General features: G+C 53.1%; 15 protein-coding genes. 9 read left to right on the plus strand and 6 right to left on the minus strand.

Annotated elements, in window-relative coordinates; translation table 11 throughout:
* Window positions 1–88: 88 nt before the first annotated feature.
* The 5 genes from RB298_RS25390 (at window position 89) to RB298_RS25410 (ending at window position 6,298) form a co-directional block, all read left to right on the plus strand.
* The gene (locus tag RB298_RS25390) at window positions 89–3,238 is read left to right on the plus strand and encodes an ATP-binding protein (RefSeq protein ID WP_486049113.1); all 3,150 of its coding nucleotides are present in this window, start codon (window positions 89–91) and stop codon (window positions 3,236–3,238) included.
* A 110-nt stretch (window positions 3,239–3,348) separates the two neighbouring features.
* Window positions 3,349–4,272 (plus strand): AEC family transporter, encoded by a 924-nt coding sequence (locus tag RB298_RS25395; protein ID WP_277746805.1) that lies wholly within the window; start codon window positions 3,349–3,351, stop codon window positions 4,270–4,272.
* 111 nt (window positions 4,273–4,383) lie between these two features.
* Window positions 4,384–4,548 carry a hypothetical protein gene (locus RB298_RS25400; RefSeq protein WP_009589346.1) on the plus strand — a complete coding sequence of 55 codons (165 nt, stop codon included), beginning with the start codon at window positions 4,384–4,386 and terminating at the stop codon, window positions 4,546–4,548.
* A gap of 222 nt (window positions 4,549–4,770) precedes the next feature.
* Window positions 4,771–5,214 (plus strand): Rrf2 family transcriptional regulator, encoded by a 444-nt coding sequence (locus RB298_RS25405; protein ID WP_096776447.1) that lies wholly within the window; start codon window positions 4,771–4,773, stop codon window positions 5,212–5,214.
* A gap of 229 nt (window positions 5,215–5,443) precedes the next feature.
* Window positions 5,444–6,298: a VOC family protein gene (locus tag RB298_RS25410; protein ID WP_096776446.1), complete on the plus strand. Its 855-nt coding sequence runs from the start codon at window positions 5,444–5,446 to the stop codon at window positions 6,296–6,298.
* Window positions 6,299–6,397: 99 nt separating this feature from the next.
* On the opposite strand, the gene RB298_RS25415 is transcribed toward RB298_RS25410, so the two are convergent.
* Entirely contained in the window at window positions 6,398–6,913 is a 516-nt protein-coding gene (locus RB298_RS25415; protein ID WP_096776445.1) for a hypothetical protein, read from the minus strand.
* Between the two features lie 206 nt (window positions 6,914–7,119).
* Between RB298_RS25415 and RB298_RS25420 the strand changes: the two genes are divergently transcribed.
* Together RB298_RS25420 and RB298_RS25425 are read left to right on the plus strand one after the other, a co-directional pair.
* Window positions 7,120–7,725: an ArsR/SmtB family transcription factor gene (locus tag RB298_RS25420; RefSeq protein ID WP_096776701.1), complete on the plus strand. Its 606-nt coding sequence runs from the start codon at window positions 7,120–7,122 to the stop codon at window positions 7,723–7,725.
* 23 nt (window positions 7,726–7,748) lie between these two features.
* The gene (locus tag RB298_RS25425) at window positions 7,749–8,555 is read left to right on the plus strand and encodes an MBL fold metallo-hydrolase (RefSeq protein WP_096776444.1); all 807 of its coding nucleotides are present in this window, start codon (window positions 7,749–7,751) and stop codon (window positions 8,553–8,555) included.
* An 89-nt stretch (window positions 8,556–8,644) separates the two neighbouring features.
* On the opposite strand, the gene RB298_RS25430 is transcribed toward RB298_RS25425, so the two are convergent.
* From RB298_RS25430 to RB298_RS25450, 5 genes are all read right to left on the minus strand, one after another.
* Window positions 8,645–11,221, minus strand: coding sequence for a rhamnogalacturonan lyase (locus RB298_RS25430; RefSeq protein ID WP_486049117.1), 2,577 nt, complete (start codon window positions 11,219–11,221; stop codon window positions 8,645–8,647).
* A gap of 327 nt (window positions 11,222–11,548) precedes the next feature.
* A complete protein-coding gene (speD, locus tag RB298_RS25435) occupies window positions 11,549–12,364 on the minus strand; it encodes an adenosylmethionine decarboxylase (protein ID WP_009589344.1) in 816 nt (271 codons plus the stop codon).
* Between the two features lie 317 nt (window positions 12,365–12,681).
* Entirely contained in the window at window positions 12,682–13,044 is a 363-nt protein-coding gene (locus RB298_RS25440; protein WP_015737163.1) for a VOC family protein, read from the minus strand.
* A gap of 30 nt (window positions 13,045–13,074) precedes the next feature.
* Window positions 13,075–13,533: an SRPBCC family protein gene (locus RB298_RS25445; RefSeq protein WP_192570738.1), complete on the minus strand. Its 459-nt coding sequence runs from the start codon at window positions 13,531–13,533 to the stop codon at window positions 13,075–13,077.
* 88 nt (window positions 13,534–13,621) lie between these two features.
* Complete coding sequence (locus RB298_RS25450) at window positions 13,622–14,407, minus strand: AraC family transcriptional regulator (RefSeq protein ID WP_015737161.1); 786 nt, start codon at window positions 14,405–14,407, stop codon at window positions 13,622–13,624.
* Window positions 14,408–14,595: 188 nt separating this feature from the next.
* Between RB298_RS25450 and recQ the strand changes: the two genes are divergently transcribed.
* Window positions 14,596–16,479: a DNA helicase RecQ gene (gene recQ, locus RB298_RS25455; protein WP_192570739.1), complete on the plus strand. Its 1,884-nt coding sequence runs from the start codon at window positions 14,596–14,598 to the stop codon at window positions 16,477–16,479.
* Window positions 16,480–16,583: 104 nt separating this feature from the next.
* Window positions 16,584–18,356: a B12-binding domain-containing radical SAM protein gene (locus RB298_RS25460; RefSeq protein WP_192570740.1), complete on the plus strand. Its 1,773-nt coding sequence runs from the start codon at window positions 16,584–16,586 to the stop codon at window positions 18,354–18,356.
* Window positions 18,357–18,566: the final 210 nt, after the last annotated feature.

Here is an 18,566-nt window from a genome sequence, read left to right on the forward strand (position 1 = left end):
AGACAATTGCATCGCAACGATGTAAAATAATGGACAGTTATGTAGTGTTATTGATTCTTACAATACGTTATATAAAGGACTGTTAATATTGTCGATCTATTCCAATATCAAATCGAAGCCCGTCTCCGGCAGAAGGTTGCTGGGGATTACTTTTCTGTTTATCGTGATTTTACTTTCCGTGCGCTTGGTCTGGTTCAACACCATTACGGTACCCGAGGAACGTCCGTTCCGGCAAGGCGTGCTGGATCTTCGGGCTTGGCCGGCGGATGACCGGAGCAGGGTCGCCCTGAACGGGGAGTGGGCCTTTTATCCGAATCAATGGAAGGGCCCGGATGGAGCGTCCCAAGGAGAGCCGGCTGCCGCCGACCCGCGCTGGATACAGGTTCCGGGGCCCTGGGAGGGCGTGAACGAGAACGGAAACCAAATCGGCTACGGGACTTACCGCCTCAAGCTGCTCGTACCGGATCGGAACAAAACTTACGGCATCTGGATCAGCGATATCCGTACAGCCTATCGTTTGTATGTAAACGGGGAATTATTGCACGAATCAGGACATCCGTCCGATCTGCCAGAGACCCACGTGGCCAGAATCGTCCCCCATATGGAGCTCATCCCCCCGACTGGCGGTGATGAGCTGGATATCATCGTGGAAGTGAGCAACTATCAGTATGCCGATTCAGGCGGGATCCGGCTGCCGATCCAATTCGGAACGGCGGAAGCGGTGATGAGGGGAAAGGCCTTCTCCGAGAACATGCAGCTGCTGGTGTGCATCGTGCTATTGCTCCATGTCATCTATGTTTTTATTTTGTACTTGATCGGCTATCGAAGCAGAGGGCTTTTTTATTTTGCCGGGCTTATTCTGTTTACGCTGCTGGCTACGCTGAGCGACGATGATAAGCTTCTGTTGGTTTGGCTGCCCGGCATCCCTTTCGAATGGGCGGTGAAGCTTAAGGTTATTGCTTATGTCGCGATATCTTTATGCTTGATTCTGTGCACCAAGCATTTGCTAAAGCCGAGGATCAAGGAGGGCTTTTACCGGGCTTACGCGGTGTTTGTGGTTTCGTATGCCGCAGTCTATTTGCTGCTTCCGTTTCATCTGATGGTCCATCTCTCTAAATATTTGACGGTGGTATTGTTAAGCGCCGTGCTGTTCGTGCCTTCGCTGGCCAGGAAGGCGGTCAGCGAGCGGACGGAAGATGCGATCATCATCCTGCTGTCGGCGGTTGCGGTTTCCTGCAACATTATGATAAGCGGAATTTTAAGATTCCGGTATTTCAAGGAACTGCCTTTTTACCCGATCGACCTGATCGTTGCGTTTCTCGGGTTTGCTTCCTTCTGGTTTATCCGGTTTACCAGAAACAGCGTCATGCTTAGGGAACAGGCCGAGCAGCTGCAGCGAGCGGACAAGATGAAGGATGAGTTTCTGGCGAATACGTCCCATGAGCTGCGAAATCCGCTGCACGGCATCATCAACATGGCGCAAACGCTGCTGGAACGCAAAGGGAGCGTATTGGAGCAAGAGGATCGCAATCAGCTGGAGCTGATCACCGGCATCGGCAGACGGATGTCACTGCTCCTGGACGACTTGTTGGATGTTTCGTTATTGAAGGACAACCGCGTTCGGTTGAATGTGCAGAGCGTTCACCTCGGTTCGGCTGTTCAAGGCGTGCTGGACATGCTCCGTCCGATGGCGGAAGGCAAGCGAATCGAGCTCGTATGCGAGATCGCGGAGGATGGCCCCAAGGTATGGGCAGATGAAAGCCGTTTGGTTCAAATCATGTTCAATCTGATTCACAACGCTATCAAATATACGGAGGCGGGGCGTATCACGGTGGCTGCCGAGGTCATGGAAGGAAGGGCTTATGTCCACGTTCGCGACACGGGGATCGGTATGGACGAAAAGACGTTAAGCCGAATATTCCTCCCCTACGAGCAGGGAGATTCCGGTTTTGCCGCTTCGGGAGGCGGTTTGGGGCTTGGACTGGGCATCAGCAAGCAACTGGTTGAGCTCCATGGAGGGGATATTTCCGTAACATCCGCTCCGAGTCAGGGGAGCGACTTTACGTTCACGCTGAAAGTGGACGATATGATGAAGCAGGAGAACGCGGATAAACAGGAGTTTATCGCGGATTCCCCGGCTTCAAATCCAGAGAAAGAGAAGGAGACGCAATCGAATATGTCAGATATGCACGAACAGGATGACGCCGAATCGGAGGCTTTGGCGCTTGCCCGTCCAAACGACGGCAGGCTGCTTATCGTTGACGACGATCCGGTTAACCTGAAGGTCATCCATCATTTGCTTGCAGACGAGGGGTATCGGATCGTGACCGTTACCCGCGCCGAGGAAGCTCTTCAGCTGTTGGAGCAGGGAGAATGGGATCTTATCATTTCCGACGTGATGATGCCCCAGATGTCGGGGTATGAACTGTCCAGGACGATTCGGCAGAGGTATATGCTATCGGAGCTTCCCATCCTGCTGCTGACCGCCAGAAACCGGCCGGAGGACATACATATGGGGTTCATCTCGGGAGCTAACGATTACTTGATAAAACCGGTGGATCACCTGGAATTAAAAACGAGGGTACGCGCCTTGCTGGAGCTGAAGCGGTCCATTAAGGAGAGGCTGCATATGGAAGCGGCTTGGCTCCAGGCCCAAATCCAGCCGCATTTCCTGCACAACACCTTAAATTCGATCGCTTCGCTAAGCGAGGTGGATCCTTCCCGGATGATTGCGCTCATCGCAGAATTCAGCCATTATCTGAGAGCCAGCTATGATATCAGCAACCTGGACCGTTTCATACCGTTGGAGCAGGAGCTTGGCTTGGTTCGCTCTTACCTGTATATCGAGGGGGAGCGGTTCGGGGAACGGCTGCGTGTCCGTTGGCATATCTCCGACGAGGTTGCCGTGCAGCAATGGAAGCTTCCTCCCTTGACGATGCAAACCATCGTGGAGAATGCGGTCGTTCACGGGGTATTGGCACGGACCCAGGGAGGGACCGTAACCATCCGCATCGTACGAGAGGCTGAATCTGCCAAGGTGATCATCGCGGATGACGGCGCGGGGATGGATCCCGAGAAGCTCCGAAGGATGCTGGGAAGCGGACATCGCGCCACCAAGGGAGTCGGGCTTATGAACACGGACCGCCGTTTGAAGCAGATTTATGGGCAGGGCCTCATGATCGACAGCTCAAGGGACAGAGGAACCACGGTGTCATTTGTCATCAAGAAGATGGCATAATCAAAGCCTGAGCCTATTAGACCTATAGTCTTTGAATCTTGGACGAATGCCGCAGGTTTAGGTTAGGATGTAGAGATGATGATATTTTACTTCGTATAAGGGTGGACTTCATGATCTCTTCTTTTTTGGCTACGATTTACAGCGTATTCCTTCCGATATCGCTGCCCGTCATCGGCGGAGCGCTGCTTAAGCGATTTAAAGGAATTGAAACCAAGGGGCTCTCGGCCCTGTCTTTATATGTGCTGAGCCCGGCACTGATCTTCGAGACGCTGGAAAAGGCTTCGATCACCTCGAACGAGGTGACGGTGACGGTTGCCTTTTGCCTGTTGAACGTGATCATCCTCTGGGCGCTCAGCACCTTTGCAGGTAAAATGCTGGGCTTGTCCCAGACGGAGAAATCGGGCCTCGCCTTGACCACCATTTTTACCAACAGCGTGAATTATGGGCTTCCCCTCGTGCTGCTTGCATTCGGGCAGGCAGGGCTGGATAAGGCTTCCGTGTATGTCATCGTGCAGATCATCATCATGAATACATTAGGCGTGTATTTGGCAGCGCGGTCTCATTTTTCGGCCGTAAAAGCGATCAAGACCGTATTTACACTTCCTTCGGTTTACGCCGCGGCGCTTGCCGTGCTCTTCCGGTTGACGGATTTCCAGCTCCCCGAAGGGTTGAATACCGGCGTTTCCATGCTGTCCGCCGCCTATGCCCCGCTGGCTCTTGTCATACTGGGAGCCCAGATGGTTGGGGTTCGGGAGGGTGGAGCGTCGCTCGCCGTCTCAAAGCGCGGATTCTGGTCGGGCATGGCGATGCGAATGCTGGTGGGCCCGTTGGTGGCTTGGGGATTGCTCGCGATGTTATCCATTGAGGGTACCTTGTTTGCAGTCATTCTGATACTGTCGGCGATGCCTGCAGCCGTGAATGCGGTCATCCTTGCCGAAGAGTACGATGCCGCGCCCAAGCTTGTATCCAGGTGTATTCTGTGGACTACGCTGGCTTCTTTTATCGTTCTGCCTGCCATGATTGGCTTTCTTTAAGTTTTCTCGCCTCCGGAAGATTGGTTCAACTCTTGGACTAGCGTGTAAAGAGTAGTAAGCGTCAAGAGATAACCATCATCTGCGAATCCGAATCGGATGGAGGTGGAAACTATGAGCAGACCGCGTGACCGAGACGTGGAGATCGAGACCCGCAATATCGAGGAGCGTAACGACTCCAGCAGGGTAGCTTCTACGTTGATCAAGTATGTTGCTTATCTGATCATCTTTTTTGGTTTCTTGTACTTCCTGATCAAATACGTATTCCCGATGTTCTAAGTTCAGGCCGGGTTACGTCGGTGAGAAAGCCTCTCCTTAGCCACAAGCGGGATGGAGGCTTTTTTTCATGAAGTTAGGGAAGGATCGCAATGTGCCGTAATGGATGAGCAAGTTTTTCCTATCATTCCATGGACACGGCGGAAGCGTTGACTTTGGAGTCTAATGTAACTATGATGGTTACATGCTAGTCATCTGAAGATTTGGACCGTCAGGAGGGATCGCATGAACATAAGCAGCCGATTTGCAGTGGCCATTCATATTCTTTCCGTGCTGGAGATGAATAAGGCTGGCGTCAGCACTTCAGATTATATTGCGGAGAGTGTGAACACGAATCCGGTGGTCATCCGGAGGATTGTCGGCATGCTCAGCAAAGCGGGCCTGGTCGAGGTGAAACCCGGCGTAGCGGGAGCGAAGCTGGCTAAGCCTCCGTCCGGGATTACGCTGCTGGATATTTATCATGCCGTTCATGTCGTGCAGGAAGGTTCCCTGTTCGGTATTCACGAGAATTCGGACGCGAAATGTCCTGTTGGCAAACATATTCAAACGGCGATCGTTCCGGTGTTCTCGGCCGCCCAGAAGGCCATGGAGGATACGCTGCATGAGGTGAATTTGGAGCAAATCGTCCGGAAAATCCATGCATCTGCTAACGGAACATCCAGTGAATAGATGATATATGATACATGATACGCTCAATCCTTGCAGGATGGGCGTTTTCTTTTGGGCCTGGTTGGTGTGCCTTTGTTCATATGTTAATTACTGGGTTTGACAACGGGATGGTCCTGTAACTATAATGATTACAAGTAAGATGTAACTGTTTCGATTACAAGTTAAGCCTGTCGCAGACCTGAATATATTTTTTGAAAAAATCAAACAACAACATTCAAGGAGTGAGAATATGACAGCCATTATACATCCATCCACAAAGCTCGGACCCGTCTCTCTTCGGATTAGCAATCTGGCACAATCGGTACGCTTTTACACGGAAGTCGTTGGATTAAAAATGCTGCGCCAGCATGGCCGGGTGGCCGAATTGACGGCGGACGGCAAGCAGCCGCTGCTGATCATTGAGGAGGTTTCGGACCTGACAAGGCCGCAGACCCGGACGGCAGGCCTGTACCACTTTGCGATCCTGGTACCGGATCGGGAATCGCTCGGGCTCGCGCTTGCCAATCTGATCGCCCATAACATGCCGGTCGGCCAAGGCGATCATCTGGTCAGCGAAGCGCTGTACATTAATGATCCGGACGGAAACGGCATCGAGATTTATGCCGACCGGCCACGGGATACCTGGAAGCGCGATGCCAAAGGGGAATATGTGATGACCACCGACCCGGTCGATGTTGAAGGACTGCTGGCTCTCTCCAAAGAGAAGGAATGGCTTGGACTTCCGGAAGGGACCGTCATCGGGCACGTGCATTTCCATGTGTCCAACCTGCAGGATGCCCGCGCATTTTATTGCGATGTGCTGGGTTTTGAGCTGACCGCCCATTATGGGGGAGCAGCGTTGTTTATATCCGCAGGAGGGTACCATCACCATATCGGGCTCAATGTTTGGGCGGGACTCGGGGTACCGAATACGCCTCCGAACGCTGCGGGAATGGAGAATTATACGATCGAGCTTCCGAGCCATGAGGCGCTTGAGGCGGTAACCGGCCGCATTCGCGAAGCGGGGCTGCACCTGGAACAGCGGGACGGCGTCTGGGCCGTTCAAGATCCTTCGGACATCTGGATCCGGTTGGTTGTTGCTTAATATCATACGAACGAAGAAGCCTGTCCGCTATATTAGCGGCAGGCTTTTTTTAATGAAACATCACCGTTAGGATGATCAGCTAGACAGAAAGCAGGCAAGCTAGATCCGGTTTAATTCAACCAGCGTACGGAGCATGAACTCCGTGATATTCGGAATGTCTCCCATCTGATTTTCGTTGATTTTGCGGGGAAAGCGAAGCTCGATCGTGTTATGGATGGGGACCGCATCGTCGCCGTAGGTGTAGCGTATCGTCTGCACCGGCGGGAGCTCGGGATTCCATATCTCCTTAACAATCTGCGCGATAACCGGGCACGAGTAGGCAGGATCGGCAATGTTTTTATGAAAGCGGAGCTTCAGCACGCAGCCCGGCTGCTCTTCCGGAATTTCCAAAATCTCGGCCGCCAAATCCCGCAGCCCGGTCTCCAGGCAAATTTCGGCTGAAGCCGCGGATTGCTGAACCAGCTCGAACCGGAGGCTAAAACTTCTGGACAAGGTCGCCATATCCAGAAGGTCCTTCCGATCGGAAACGCGGATGATTTCATCGAGATTGTCGAGGTTATAAACCGCATTCTCGATGCCAACCTTTAGATTTTCGAATATAGTCGGGTCAAACATGGAGGCACATCCTTTGATGAACATAATGTCGTAATAGACGATCGTGGATACTATATCACAACCGCCAGGCGAAGGGGAATGGCTCGTCTGATAAGCCGGAGACCTGCGTCAGGATTGACCGATAGATCAAAGTCATGGTAGGATGAAATCCAATCAACAGTAAAAATTAATTTACCGGTAAAATGTATGGAGGTGTTAAAATGAAAATGACTGGTGTCTATAAAATTCAAACCCATGAGCAGCTCAAAGCGATCGCGGATCCTCTCCGCACCAAAATGCTGATGAATCTGGTGAAGGATGCCTACACCGGACAGCAGCTGGCCGAGATGCTCGGCATCACGCGGAACAATATTTACTTTCATCTCAAGGAGCTGGAGAAGCATGGCATCATCCATGTGGTCAGGAAGGAAGAGAAGAACGGTATCGTGCAGAAATACTATCGCGCCGTTGCAAGCCGCTTCATCCCGGAGGATCATTTGCTGCCAAGCCTAGATTTGGTGGAAACCTCAAGACAGGTATTCATGGAGACGCTTGATGTAACGCGGGACAAAATCGAGACCGCCCCGGCTTCTTCTTTTGCACTGGACAGTACGAGTGAGCACCACAGGAAAAATCTTGCGGGAACCTACCGCTTTCGTGCAACGCAGGAAAGCTTCCATGCTTTTGTGGAAGAATTCAAGGGGCTTCTGGATAAACACTTCACGATGGAAGGTGCCGAATCCGGCAGAAGCTCGCTTTCCGAGGAGGAGAAGAGCTATTATATGTCGTTGATAGCATTCCAAGATGATCATGAGAATATCACCATTCGATAATCCTGGACGGGGGATACATACATATGGACAATAATCAATATACCATCGTGATCGATGATGCGTGGTTTACGGTATCGCAGCTGGATGAAGGCACGTTTGCCATCAGTGAGTACGGGCATTGGGAGAAGGTGCATTCGTTTCTGTTGATAGGGGACGAGCGTGCCGCATTGATCGATACGGGCCTTGGCATCGACGACATGAGGCGGATAACGGATCAGCTGACGGATTTGCCTATCATGGTACTGACCACGCATGTTCACGCAGATCATATCGGCAGTCACGGGCAGTACGGGGAGATTTATGTGCATGAGGCCGAAGAGGATTGGCTGGTCAGCGGCATTAAAAAGCTTTCGATTGAGCAAATCCGCAAGGATATATCACGCGATATTACGAGACCCGTACCGGATTCCTTCGATCCGGCAGCTTACACCCCTTATCGGGGGCAGCCGACCGGCCTGCTTCGGGATGGGGACGTCATCGAGCTTGGCGGGCGAAGCCTGGTCATCTACCATACGCCGGGCCATTCGCCCGGACATATTGCGTTATTTGAACCCAACCGCGGGTACTTGTTCACTGGCGATTTGCTGTATGATGAGACGCCGGTATATGCCTTCTACCCGACGACGAGTCCCGGGGATCTCGTTAACTCGCTGGAGCGGATCGCGAATATCGAAGGCGTAAATCGGATCTTCGGTTCTCATAATACGCTTGGACTGGACCCGGCATGGCTGGACTTAGTAAAAGAAGCCGTGCAGGAGCTCCGGGAAAAAGATCTTGTCCGATTTGGAACGGGCATTCACCGGTTCAACGGATTTTCGGTTCAATTCTAATATCGTCATGAAGCAAAGCCGCCTCCGGATCAGTAATTGGCATCCGGAAGGCGGCTTTTTAGGCTAGCGATTGTTTTTAGGGAATTAAGCTATTTCCACATGATGATGAGCGTCCATGCCTGATAGGACAAGTTCATCCGGGCTCTATCCGATATCGCACCGGGTTTCTTATGCTCCTCCAGCTGAGAAACGAATGTATTTAAAAATTGGAGCGCCTGTTCCCTGGAGCCCTTGCTTATGTGATGCTCTGCCTGCTTCAAGGCATTGCTCAACCGGGACAGCAGCGGGTTAGCCAGTTCCCCTGCGCGGGCATACTCGCTCACCAATTGATCCAGCACGTTCAGCATGCCCGGGGATTGATAAACGGGGATAGGAACCTCCGAGAAATCCGTATCGGATGCGAAATAAAAGCTGGTGTAAGAGGGCTGGTTATACGTTGTATTTTGTCTGGCAACCTCGACCCGATACTGCGGATCATGCATGAGCGTATAGAACTTACGGTCGGTGACCTCGGTGCTCAGGTAAATCCGGAGGGCCGAGCTGTCCGTGGTCCGGACCACCAGTTCCTCTCTCCAATCCCCGAAGAGATCGGCGACGAGGGCAGGATTTCCCTTCGTCCCGTTATTGGTGCGCGTGCCTTCTGCAGTTAGCAGCGTCCCGCTGCGCCAGCTTTCGATGACCGGTGTCTGATCCAAGTTACCATTCACGATCTGGGTGGTCATATCCGCAGACCATTTGATGTTCATGTTCGTGCCCGGCATGGTCGAAGAGAGCTGTTCTCCATCTGCAGACCACGTGCCGACGGCCCATGTTTCGAGTCCCCGCTGATCGGGATCGATATCGCCGATCATGCCGCGTCCGGTGTCTTTTCCGGTATAGCCGCCGTAGAGGAGCCCGCCTGTTGCCGCATCACGGAGGGAATAGCCGTAAGGGGCGTAGGCACCGCCTTCATGAACCATGAAGATCTCAAGACCCGGCCGATCCGGATCGATGTCGGTGACGTGCATGGCGTCCCCATGACCAAGGCGTGCCATCGCTCCCGGATCCGCGCTTTGAGGAGGGAGCACATCCATGGAGCTGTACAGCAGCGTACCGTCATGGTCAATCGTTGCCGAACCGTAGACGATTTCTTGTTTGCCGTCGCCGTCGACGTCAGCCGCGCTTAACGAGTGGGCCCCTTGCGTCGTTAACGTACCGAATGCGGCATCGCTCCCGTCCCGGCCATGCGGACTGTCGTTAAACGGATTGGTCATCGGGGTCCAGCCGCTGTCCACAGCCCAATGCTCGCTTAAGTGCCGGCCATCCCACTTGTAGGATACGAGTGTGGATCGGGTGTAATAACCGCGGGCGAATACGGCATAGGGCTGTTCCCCGTCAAGGTAAGCAACGGCGGCAAGGAAGCGATCCACGCGATTGCCGGGTTCGATCCGGGCCATGGCATAATCGCCCCACATGAGACCGTCGTCATGCCTGCCGGGTTTATACCGGATCGTCTCGAGCTCTTTGCCGGACGCGCCTTCAAATACGCTGAGATATTCCGGACCATCCAAGATGAACCCTTCGAATGCCCGGAGATTGTTGCGGGCGCTTCGCTGCGGCGCATAGGTGTCCATGAAGTGATCGACCAGGCTTTCGGCATCGGTACGGGATAACGGATAATGGTACTTCTTATCGATGCCGAAGCTTTCTTCGAGCGTGGCCGGCCAGCGGCCGCTTACGACCTCTTCATGCTGATGCCAGTTCATGAACAGGTTTACCATGTGCTCGTAGTAGCCGGTTTTGCTCAGCCGGTAATCGTCCTGATTGGAATATCCGGCCTTCCTATCCTCGGGCAGCAGCGTGATGTATCTCTGGGAGATCATGTTGCCGGCTGGATCATAGCGAAGAATCTTGGTGCCCGGTGCCGTTTTGAGCATCATTTCCGCTTTGCCGTCCCCGTCAAAGTCATACACCATGAACTGCGTATAGTGGGCGCCGGAACGGATGTTGACGCCGAGGTCGATCCGGTACAGCAGGATGCCCTCCAGTGTATAACAGTCAATGTACGTGTTGCCGGTATACCCGATTTGGGAAACGTCCTTGGAGTTGGAAGGGTCCCATTTGACAAAAAGCTCGTACTGCCCATCGCCGTCCACATCGCCGACGCTGGCGTCATTGGCAGAGTAAGTATAAGGCTCCCCAGCCGGGGTGACTCCGCCATCCGGCTTGTTTAGCTTCAGATCGTAATAGGGGGAGGACCAGGGAGTGGAGGTGAGGCTCTGGTCGACCTCTTTTCCATTCACGACGGCAGATACGTAATAGGAGGATGATGACGTGCCCGATCGGTCCAGGTAATTGGTGCTGTTCTCGACGACGGCAATCAGGTTGCCGTCCCGATAGACATGAAAGGTCGGACCGGTAAGCCCTTGGTCGTCATAACCGGTTACTTCTCCGGCAAGCAATCGCCAGCTCAGAAAGTTGCCCTCTGAAGTGGAGGCCGATACGATCCCCCTATCCAAATACTCCAGCTGAATCCGGCTGGTTTTTGTGGCACCTTGCTGCGTGCTGCTTGCCGCTTGATGCGAGGGCGCCGCTAACGACTCGATGCTCCCCGTGATGATCATGGGGAGGGTAAGAGCCGCTGCCAACAGCTTGCGATGCAAGCGGAGTTTACTTCCATGCTTCATGTTCAGCCACCTTTCTCCTTATGGTTCGGATGCTGGTGCGCAGCATTCCGTATGCGCTTTCACAAATGGTGGAGCGGCTCCTCCTTTCTGGTTGGAATGGGGTAATAAGTAAATCACTTTCATTGTATGGAACCTGGGAGAATGACAACATACAAAAAACAGGCCATTTGATTTAAAAAACAGAGTGAATTCTAATTCCGAAAGTCGATTTCTAGGGTGAAGCCATAGAAGCAGCAAACAGGCCGGGCTCCTGGGAGCCCGGCCTGTTTGCTTGCTCGCATGAAGGACATGCAAGAAAAGAATAGCCGCCGCAGGGTAGCAAGCCATTCAGTAACTCCGGTCCATGTTCTTGCCGTAATAAATCTCGTCCATCTCCAGTTTGATGCGTTCGGTGATTTCCTGCTGTTCGGCCTCGGACAGCTTATCCTTCGTGTAACCGAACAGATAGTTGTCCAGGTCGAACTGCTTCAGCTTGCACTTGGTATGAAAGATGTTCTCCTGGTATACGTTGACGTCGATCATATCGAACAGCTCCTTGGCTTCGTCCGGAATATAGTTCTGGATGGAGCTGATCTCATGGTCGATAAACAGCTTGTGTCCGTGAATATCCCTCGTGAATCCCCGGATTTTATAGTCTATCGTCATAATATCCGTATCGAAGGAGTGGATCAGGTAGTTCAGGGCTTTGAGCGGTGAGATTTCCCCGCAGGTCGACACGTCGATATCGGCCCGGAAGGTGCTGATGCCCTCGTCCGGATGGAATTCCGGATACGTATGGACGGTAATATGGCTCTTGTCGAGCTGGAGCACCACGTTATCCGGCAGCGGACCCGGCGATTCGTCATAGGATTCCTCCGGCACCTCCACGACGGGGCCCTCGGAGACTAGCACCGTCACGCTGGCGCCCTGCGGGATATAATCCTGCTTGGCAATGTTCAGGACATGCGCGCCGATGATTTCGGCCACATGGCTCAATATTTTTGTCAGCCGATCCGCGTTGTACTGCTCATCAATATATTCAAGGTACGCTTCCCGTTCCTCCCGGGTCTTCGTATAGCAGACGTCATACATATTAAAGCTGAGCGATTTCGTCAAGTTGTTGAACCCATGCAGGGTCACGCGTTGTTCTGGTGTCATATCCATATGAAATTTCCCCTTGTGTAGTTAATATATCAGTTCGAGTACCTATTATTTCCGAAACCGTCGATTCCTAATCTGCCCATGCTCCGCCTTTGAAGCAGCATTACTATGTTCTTACCCGGATCGGGTTCAACGTTAACAGAGGCGGAGGAATGCCAGAGGGAGGCAGCGGCGGCTCCCAAACTCCAAAAAGACCAACCGGATTTCTCAGGCTGGCCTTATCTATCAGAACGACACCTGCTGCATGCATCTTTATCCCTCTGGCGTTTATATGGATTCACTTCATATGCTTTTAACTTTGATGCTGCCGAACGGATGGATTACTCCGTAAATTCCAGCAGCTCGATCACATTGCCAAACGGGTCGCGGATGGCGCTGTACAGCCCGGGAGGGCACGGCTTGGGCGTATCGAAGATGACGTCGACGCCCTTCGATTTGTAGTTCGCAATGGCTTCGTTTACATCCGGGGTCTCGATTCCGATGATCACCTGTGCCTCATGCGGGTATTCCGTATTCGTTGGACGGTCGCATTTCTGCAGAACGAGAGACATGCCCTCATGCTTCAAGCTGACGATCTGATCATCATAAACCCTGGAGATTTCGAATCCCAGAACATCGCAGTAAAACTGTTTGGCTTGCTGTATATCGCTTACATTGATCGATAGAACGCATAGGTTTGGCATATGCTCGCACTCCTCCGCTCATGGTTTGTTTTACTTGCAGCACAGAATCCCGTTCCCGGATTCGATATTGGATTTCAAGCTGGCCAGCATCCCCTTCCACGCATCGATATGCCACTCCCGGGCTTGCCGGGACGCTTCGGAATCCTTCCAGCCTGTATGCTCCAGGGTTATTCTCGTGCCGTCCGCCTCAGGGGAAAAGGCAACCTTAACCGCCGTCAGCTCGCCTTGATTCATCGTTTCCGCGAAGGGATCGGGTCCTTTCCACTCAAAAACAAGCACGCGTGGCTCGTCATACCGCAAAATGGTACACCCGGCGGTGCACATCGATTCGCGATCGGAGGGGTTAAAATACAGCTCGAATTTTCCGCCCGCTCTCGGCTCGATTTCCGCAGCCGGCGCAAACCACTCGGTTATCCTTGCGGACTCGGTCCATGCTCTCCACAGGAGCTGCACATCGGCCTGAATCACGGTTTCTTGAATAATGGTCATGTATATTCCTCCATCATATAGCGCTGATTGTTCCAGACAACTCTTCTTGCAGTTCCATTATAAATGGACAAGTACATCGAAAATTCTTCTACCTTGCGCTGTTATTCCGATCCTTCTCAAACAAGAGCAGCGGCAGGTTAACCACAATCGGCGGGTCATGGGGCAGAGGCTCCCGTAAGGCAATCTTCACGTCAAGATCGGTTCCCCTGTCGATATGGACAGGCTCCTCCAGTTTGCCGCGCAGGGATTTGCCCAGCAGAAAATAATCCTTTGGATTGAGGCTCCAGGGGATGCCCGCGGCCAGCACGTAATACGTGCCGGCCGGCATGCCGGTTAAGGTGCAGGTCCGATTCTTGAGGTTGACGGCCGTACCGGTTACGGGCTTCTGATCGGGCACGGGTCTTGGGAACAGACCGACATAAATCATGCCGCGGAACGCCTCGGGAGCTTCGATCCGGCAGCGAATCCGGGGCAAAGCCTGTGATTCTTCCCCTGCCCAGGCTAACGGCTTATGCTCATATTGATTCACATAACGATGAAGGGACTCGGTGGTGGAGCGGAACCTCTTCGGAGACAGGCCGACAAGCTGCTTAAAACGGGTGTTGAAGGTGCCCGGACTTACCAAACCGATGTTCATTCCGATTTTCACAAGCAGGGAGGGGCTTTGAAGGAGCTCGGTTTTGCCCGATTCGACCCGGAGGGCGGACAGGTACTGCCTGACGGAAATGCCGGTTACCCGTTTGAATATCCTGGAGAAATGGTAGGGGCTGTACCCCGCGAGATCGGCGAGCAGCTCGGTTGTCATCGGCTCGTCCAGATGCTCCTTCATATATTGAATGGTTTGCCGCACGGCTTCGGCATGTTCATCGTTCATTAGGGATCACCAACTTCGTTTTAATGGCTCTGCATGATAGGAGACGTATTTCCACATTTATGAAATTCCGCTCGTCGAATGCAATTTCCTTCCCCGATTCGGTTGCCCATTCATGGAAAGGCCGTTAAACTTAAAGGATGAGGGCTTTCTAAAACGGAAAACCAAGGTGAAATAAGGAGTTTATATCCATGAATGTGGAAACAAATGATAGAGAATCGATGAATATGGACACAGCGCGGGAATACCTGCAAAAATATTACGGCTATCCCGATTTTCGGGACGGACAGAAGAAAATCGTCGCGAGCCTGCTAACCGGCCAGGATACGCTCGGGATTATGCCGACGGGCGGGGGCAAATCCATCTGTTATCAGATCCCGGCACTCCTCAGCCCGGGCCTGACGTTGGTCGTATCGCCTCTGATCTCCCTGATGAAGGATCAGGTGGATGCACTTACGACGGCGGGCGTGGCGGCGGCATATATCAACAGCACGCTCAGCGGCAAGGAAGTGAACGAGCGCATACGCGCGGCCAAGCGCGGTGACTTGAAGCTGTTATATGTCGCCCCGGAACGGCTTGAGCTGGACTGGTTCCGTGAGGAGATGGCAGGCCTCGACATTTCGATCGTTGCTGTCGACGAAGCGCACTGCGTATCCCAGTGGGGTCATGATTTTCGGACCAGCTATCTTTCCGTCGCTCCTTTCGTAAAAGGGCTGCCGAACCGCCCGATTGTCGCGGCCTTTACGGCGACGGCTACGCCGGAGGTTATGGAGGACATGCAGCGACTGCTTCGACTGGAGCAGCCGCAGGTGTTCGTGACGGGACTTGGGCGGGACAATCTGGAAATGTCGGTGCTTCGCGGGGAAAACAAGCGGGAGTTCGTGCTGGATTATGCGGCCTCGCATACCCACCAGCCGGGCATCATCTATGCTGCCACCCGGAAAGAGGTGGATGATTTATGCCAGCGCCTGCAGGCGAAGGGGCTACTTGCCGGACGTTATCATGCCGGCATGAGCGATGCGGAGCGAGCGGACAGCCAGGAGGCCTTCCTGTATGACGATATTCGCGTCATAGTTGCAACGAACGCGTTCGGCATGGGGATCGATAAATCCAACGTTCGGTACGTCATCCACTACAATATGCCGAAAAATATGGAGTCTTACGTCCAGGAAGCCGGCCGTGCCGGGCGGGACGGAGAGCCCAGCCAGTGCATCCTGCTGTTCAGCGCCCAGGATATCATGACGCAGAAATTTCTGATCGAACAGAACCCCCAGGAGGGCGAGCGGAAGCAGAACGACTACCGAAAGCTGCAGCAGATGATCGATTACTGCTACACCACAAGGTGTCTGCGCAGCGCAATGCTGGATTATTTCGGGGAAGAACACGAAGACAAGCCCTGCGGTACGTGCAGCTCCTGCACGGACGACCGGGAGCTGGTGGATATCACGGTGGATGCCCAGAAAATCTTCTCCTGCATTCACCGGATGCGCGAGCGCTTTGGCGTGTCGATGATCGCCTCCGTGCTGAAGGGCTCGCGGGCGAAAAAGGTGCTGGAATACGGCTTTGACCGGCTTCCAACCTATGGCGTCATGTCGAACCGGACGGAGAAGGAAATATCCGAGACGATCAATGTGCTCATCTCGGAAGGGTTCCTGGCGCTGACCGAAGGCCAATATCCCGTCGTGAAACTTCAAAGCGAGGCGGCCGACGTGTTAAAGGGCCAGCGCGAAGTGATGCAGCGCGTTCCGCGGCCTTCCAAGGCTGCAGGCAGCCAACGCAGCGGCAGCCGCCGCGACTACTCGCCGTCTGCCGTTAACGAGACGGTGTTCGAGCAGCTGCGTTTGATTCGGCGCGAGCTGGCAAGCAAGGAGCATGTGCCGTCCTACATCATTTTTAACGATGCAACGCTGCGCGAGATGAGCGTGGTCTGCCCGCAGAGCGAGGATGAGATGCTGAACGTCAAAGGGGTCGGCGAAGTGAAATTCCGTAAATACGGACGTCCGTTCCTGGAATTCTTCCTGAATGGTCAGAGCGCGTCGAATGACGGGGACGATTTGTATGACTATGAAGAATAGTCTTGCATGACAGGCGGAAATCATGGCTTTTTCCCGTTTCATCACTCAGGATAAACCGTTCGGTGAATAAATTAACATTATGTAGAAGGAAAGTGGACCCTACCATGAAAGTCATACTATCAACCTTGAATGCCAAGTACATTCACACCTCCTTGGCCATTCGCTGCCTGAAGGCATACAGCGAGAAGGATTTCGATATCGAATTGACGGAGTACACGATTAAGGACCCCGTGATGAATATCGTCTCCGACCTGTTCCAGCGCAAGCCGGATGTGATCGGATTCTCCTGTTATATATGGAATATTGAAGAAACGATTAAAGTGATCGATATCGTGAAGAAGATTATGCCGGAGGTCACGATCATACTGGGTGGACCTGAAGTATCCTACGATACGGAGTATTGGATGAAACGGCTGCACAATGTCGACTTTATCGTCATGGGCGAAGGCGAGGAGACCTTCCATCACTTGCTGCAAACGATCGAAGGGGACAGGAAATTCCATTTCGTGTATGGCGTGGCATACCGCAAGCAGGACGAAATTATCGTGAACCCGGGAAGACCGAAAAGCATCCTGGCCGAGCTGCCTTCCCCGCATCGTTTTCCGGAGGATATCCCGCATCTCGGGAAGCGGGTCGTCTATTTTGAGACCAGCCGGGGCTGTCCCTTCAGCTGCCAGTTCTGCCTGTCGAGCATTGAGGTGGGAGTTCGCTACTACGATATTGAACGGACCAAGGCGGATATCCTCTACCTGATCGAGAACGGAGCGAAATTGATCAAGTTCGTAGACCGCACCTTTAATATTAAGCGCGATTACGCGCTTGAAATGTTTGAGTTCCTGATTGAAAATCATGGCGGCTGCGTGTTCCAGTTTGAGATTACGGCGGATATCATGCGTCCCGAGGTGCTGGAATATTTGGCGAACCATGCGCCTCCCGGCATTTTCCGGTTTGAAATCGGCGTGCAGTCCACGAATGATCCGACCAACGAGCTGGTGAAGCGCCGCCAGAATTTCACCAAGCTGTCACGCACGGTGACGATGATCAAGGAGAGCCGCAAGATCGACCAGCATTTGGATTTGATCGCAGGGCTTCCGGAGGAGGATTACAATACGTTCCGCAAAACGTTTAACGACGTGTTTGCCCTTGGACCGGAGGAGCTGCAGTTAGGCTTCCTGAAGATGCTGCGGGGAACCGGGCTGAGGATCGATGCGGACAAGTATAACTACACCTACATGGACCATGCTCCGTATGAGATCCTTGGCAGCGACGTGCTTCCGTTCTCGGATATCGTCCGTTTGAAGAGACTGGAGGATGTGCTGGAGAAGTATTGGAATGCACACCGAATGGACCACACCCTCAATTATTTGATGAAGCATGAATTTACGTCGCCGTTTGATTTCTTCCAAGAATTTGGCGACTACTGGGAAGGACAGGGCTGGCAAAAAATCGGCCATCAGCTCGAGGACCTGTTTACGCGGTTAACGGCCTTCCTGGAGTTTCGGAACACGCCGAACATGAACGTGGTTTCCGGTCTGATGAAGTTTGATTATTTCCTGGGCCATAAATACAAGCCGCGCAAAATATGGTGGGATCATGCCCAAGACAAAGCGCAGTGGAACGCCAATGTTCGTAAAATCGTGGAAGACCCCGCGGCACTATCCGCCGATTTCGCCGATCTTGGGATCACGGAGCGTGATCTTCAGAAGCATGCGATGATCGAGGTGCTGCCATTCAACCTCGACGATGCCATTCAAGGTGGTACGGGCTATCCGGACCATGCGGTACGCGCAACGATGCTGCTGGTATTGTACCAGCAGAACGAAACAGGGCAGCCCCAGTACTACACGATGCCTTTGGAGTTGGCGACGCAGGCATAATAGGGGAAACGAGGGACAAGCCTTTTCCCAGATTGGTTGTGACACGGACTGGTTGTTTTGGCGTAATTGCTTAATTTCGGCTGCCAGGAACCGGCGGCCCCGCTCTTTAGCGACCCTTTTGCGATCATAACGAGCCCTATCTAAAGGCGTTTCAGGAATAAAACAGCCCTGGCATCGGTATTCTAATTGGCATCAACCGATGAGGAGGGG

The organism is Priestia sp. BR_2 (assembly GCF_041954005.1).
In the GTDB taxonomy this organism is placed as follows: Bacteria; Bacillota; Bacilli; order Paenibacillales; family Paenibacillaceae; genus Paenibacillus_AQ; species Paenibacillus_AQ lautus_A.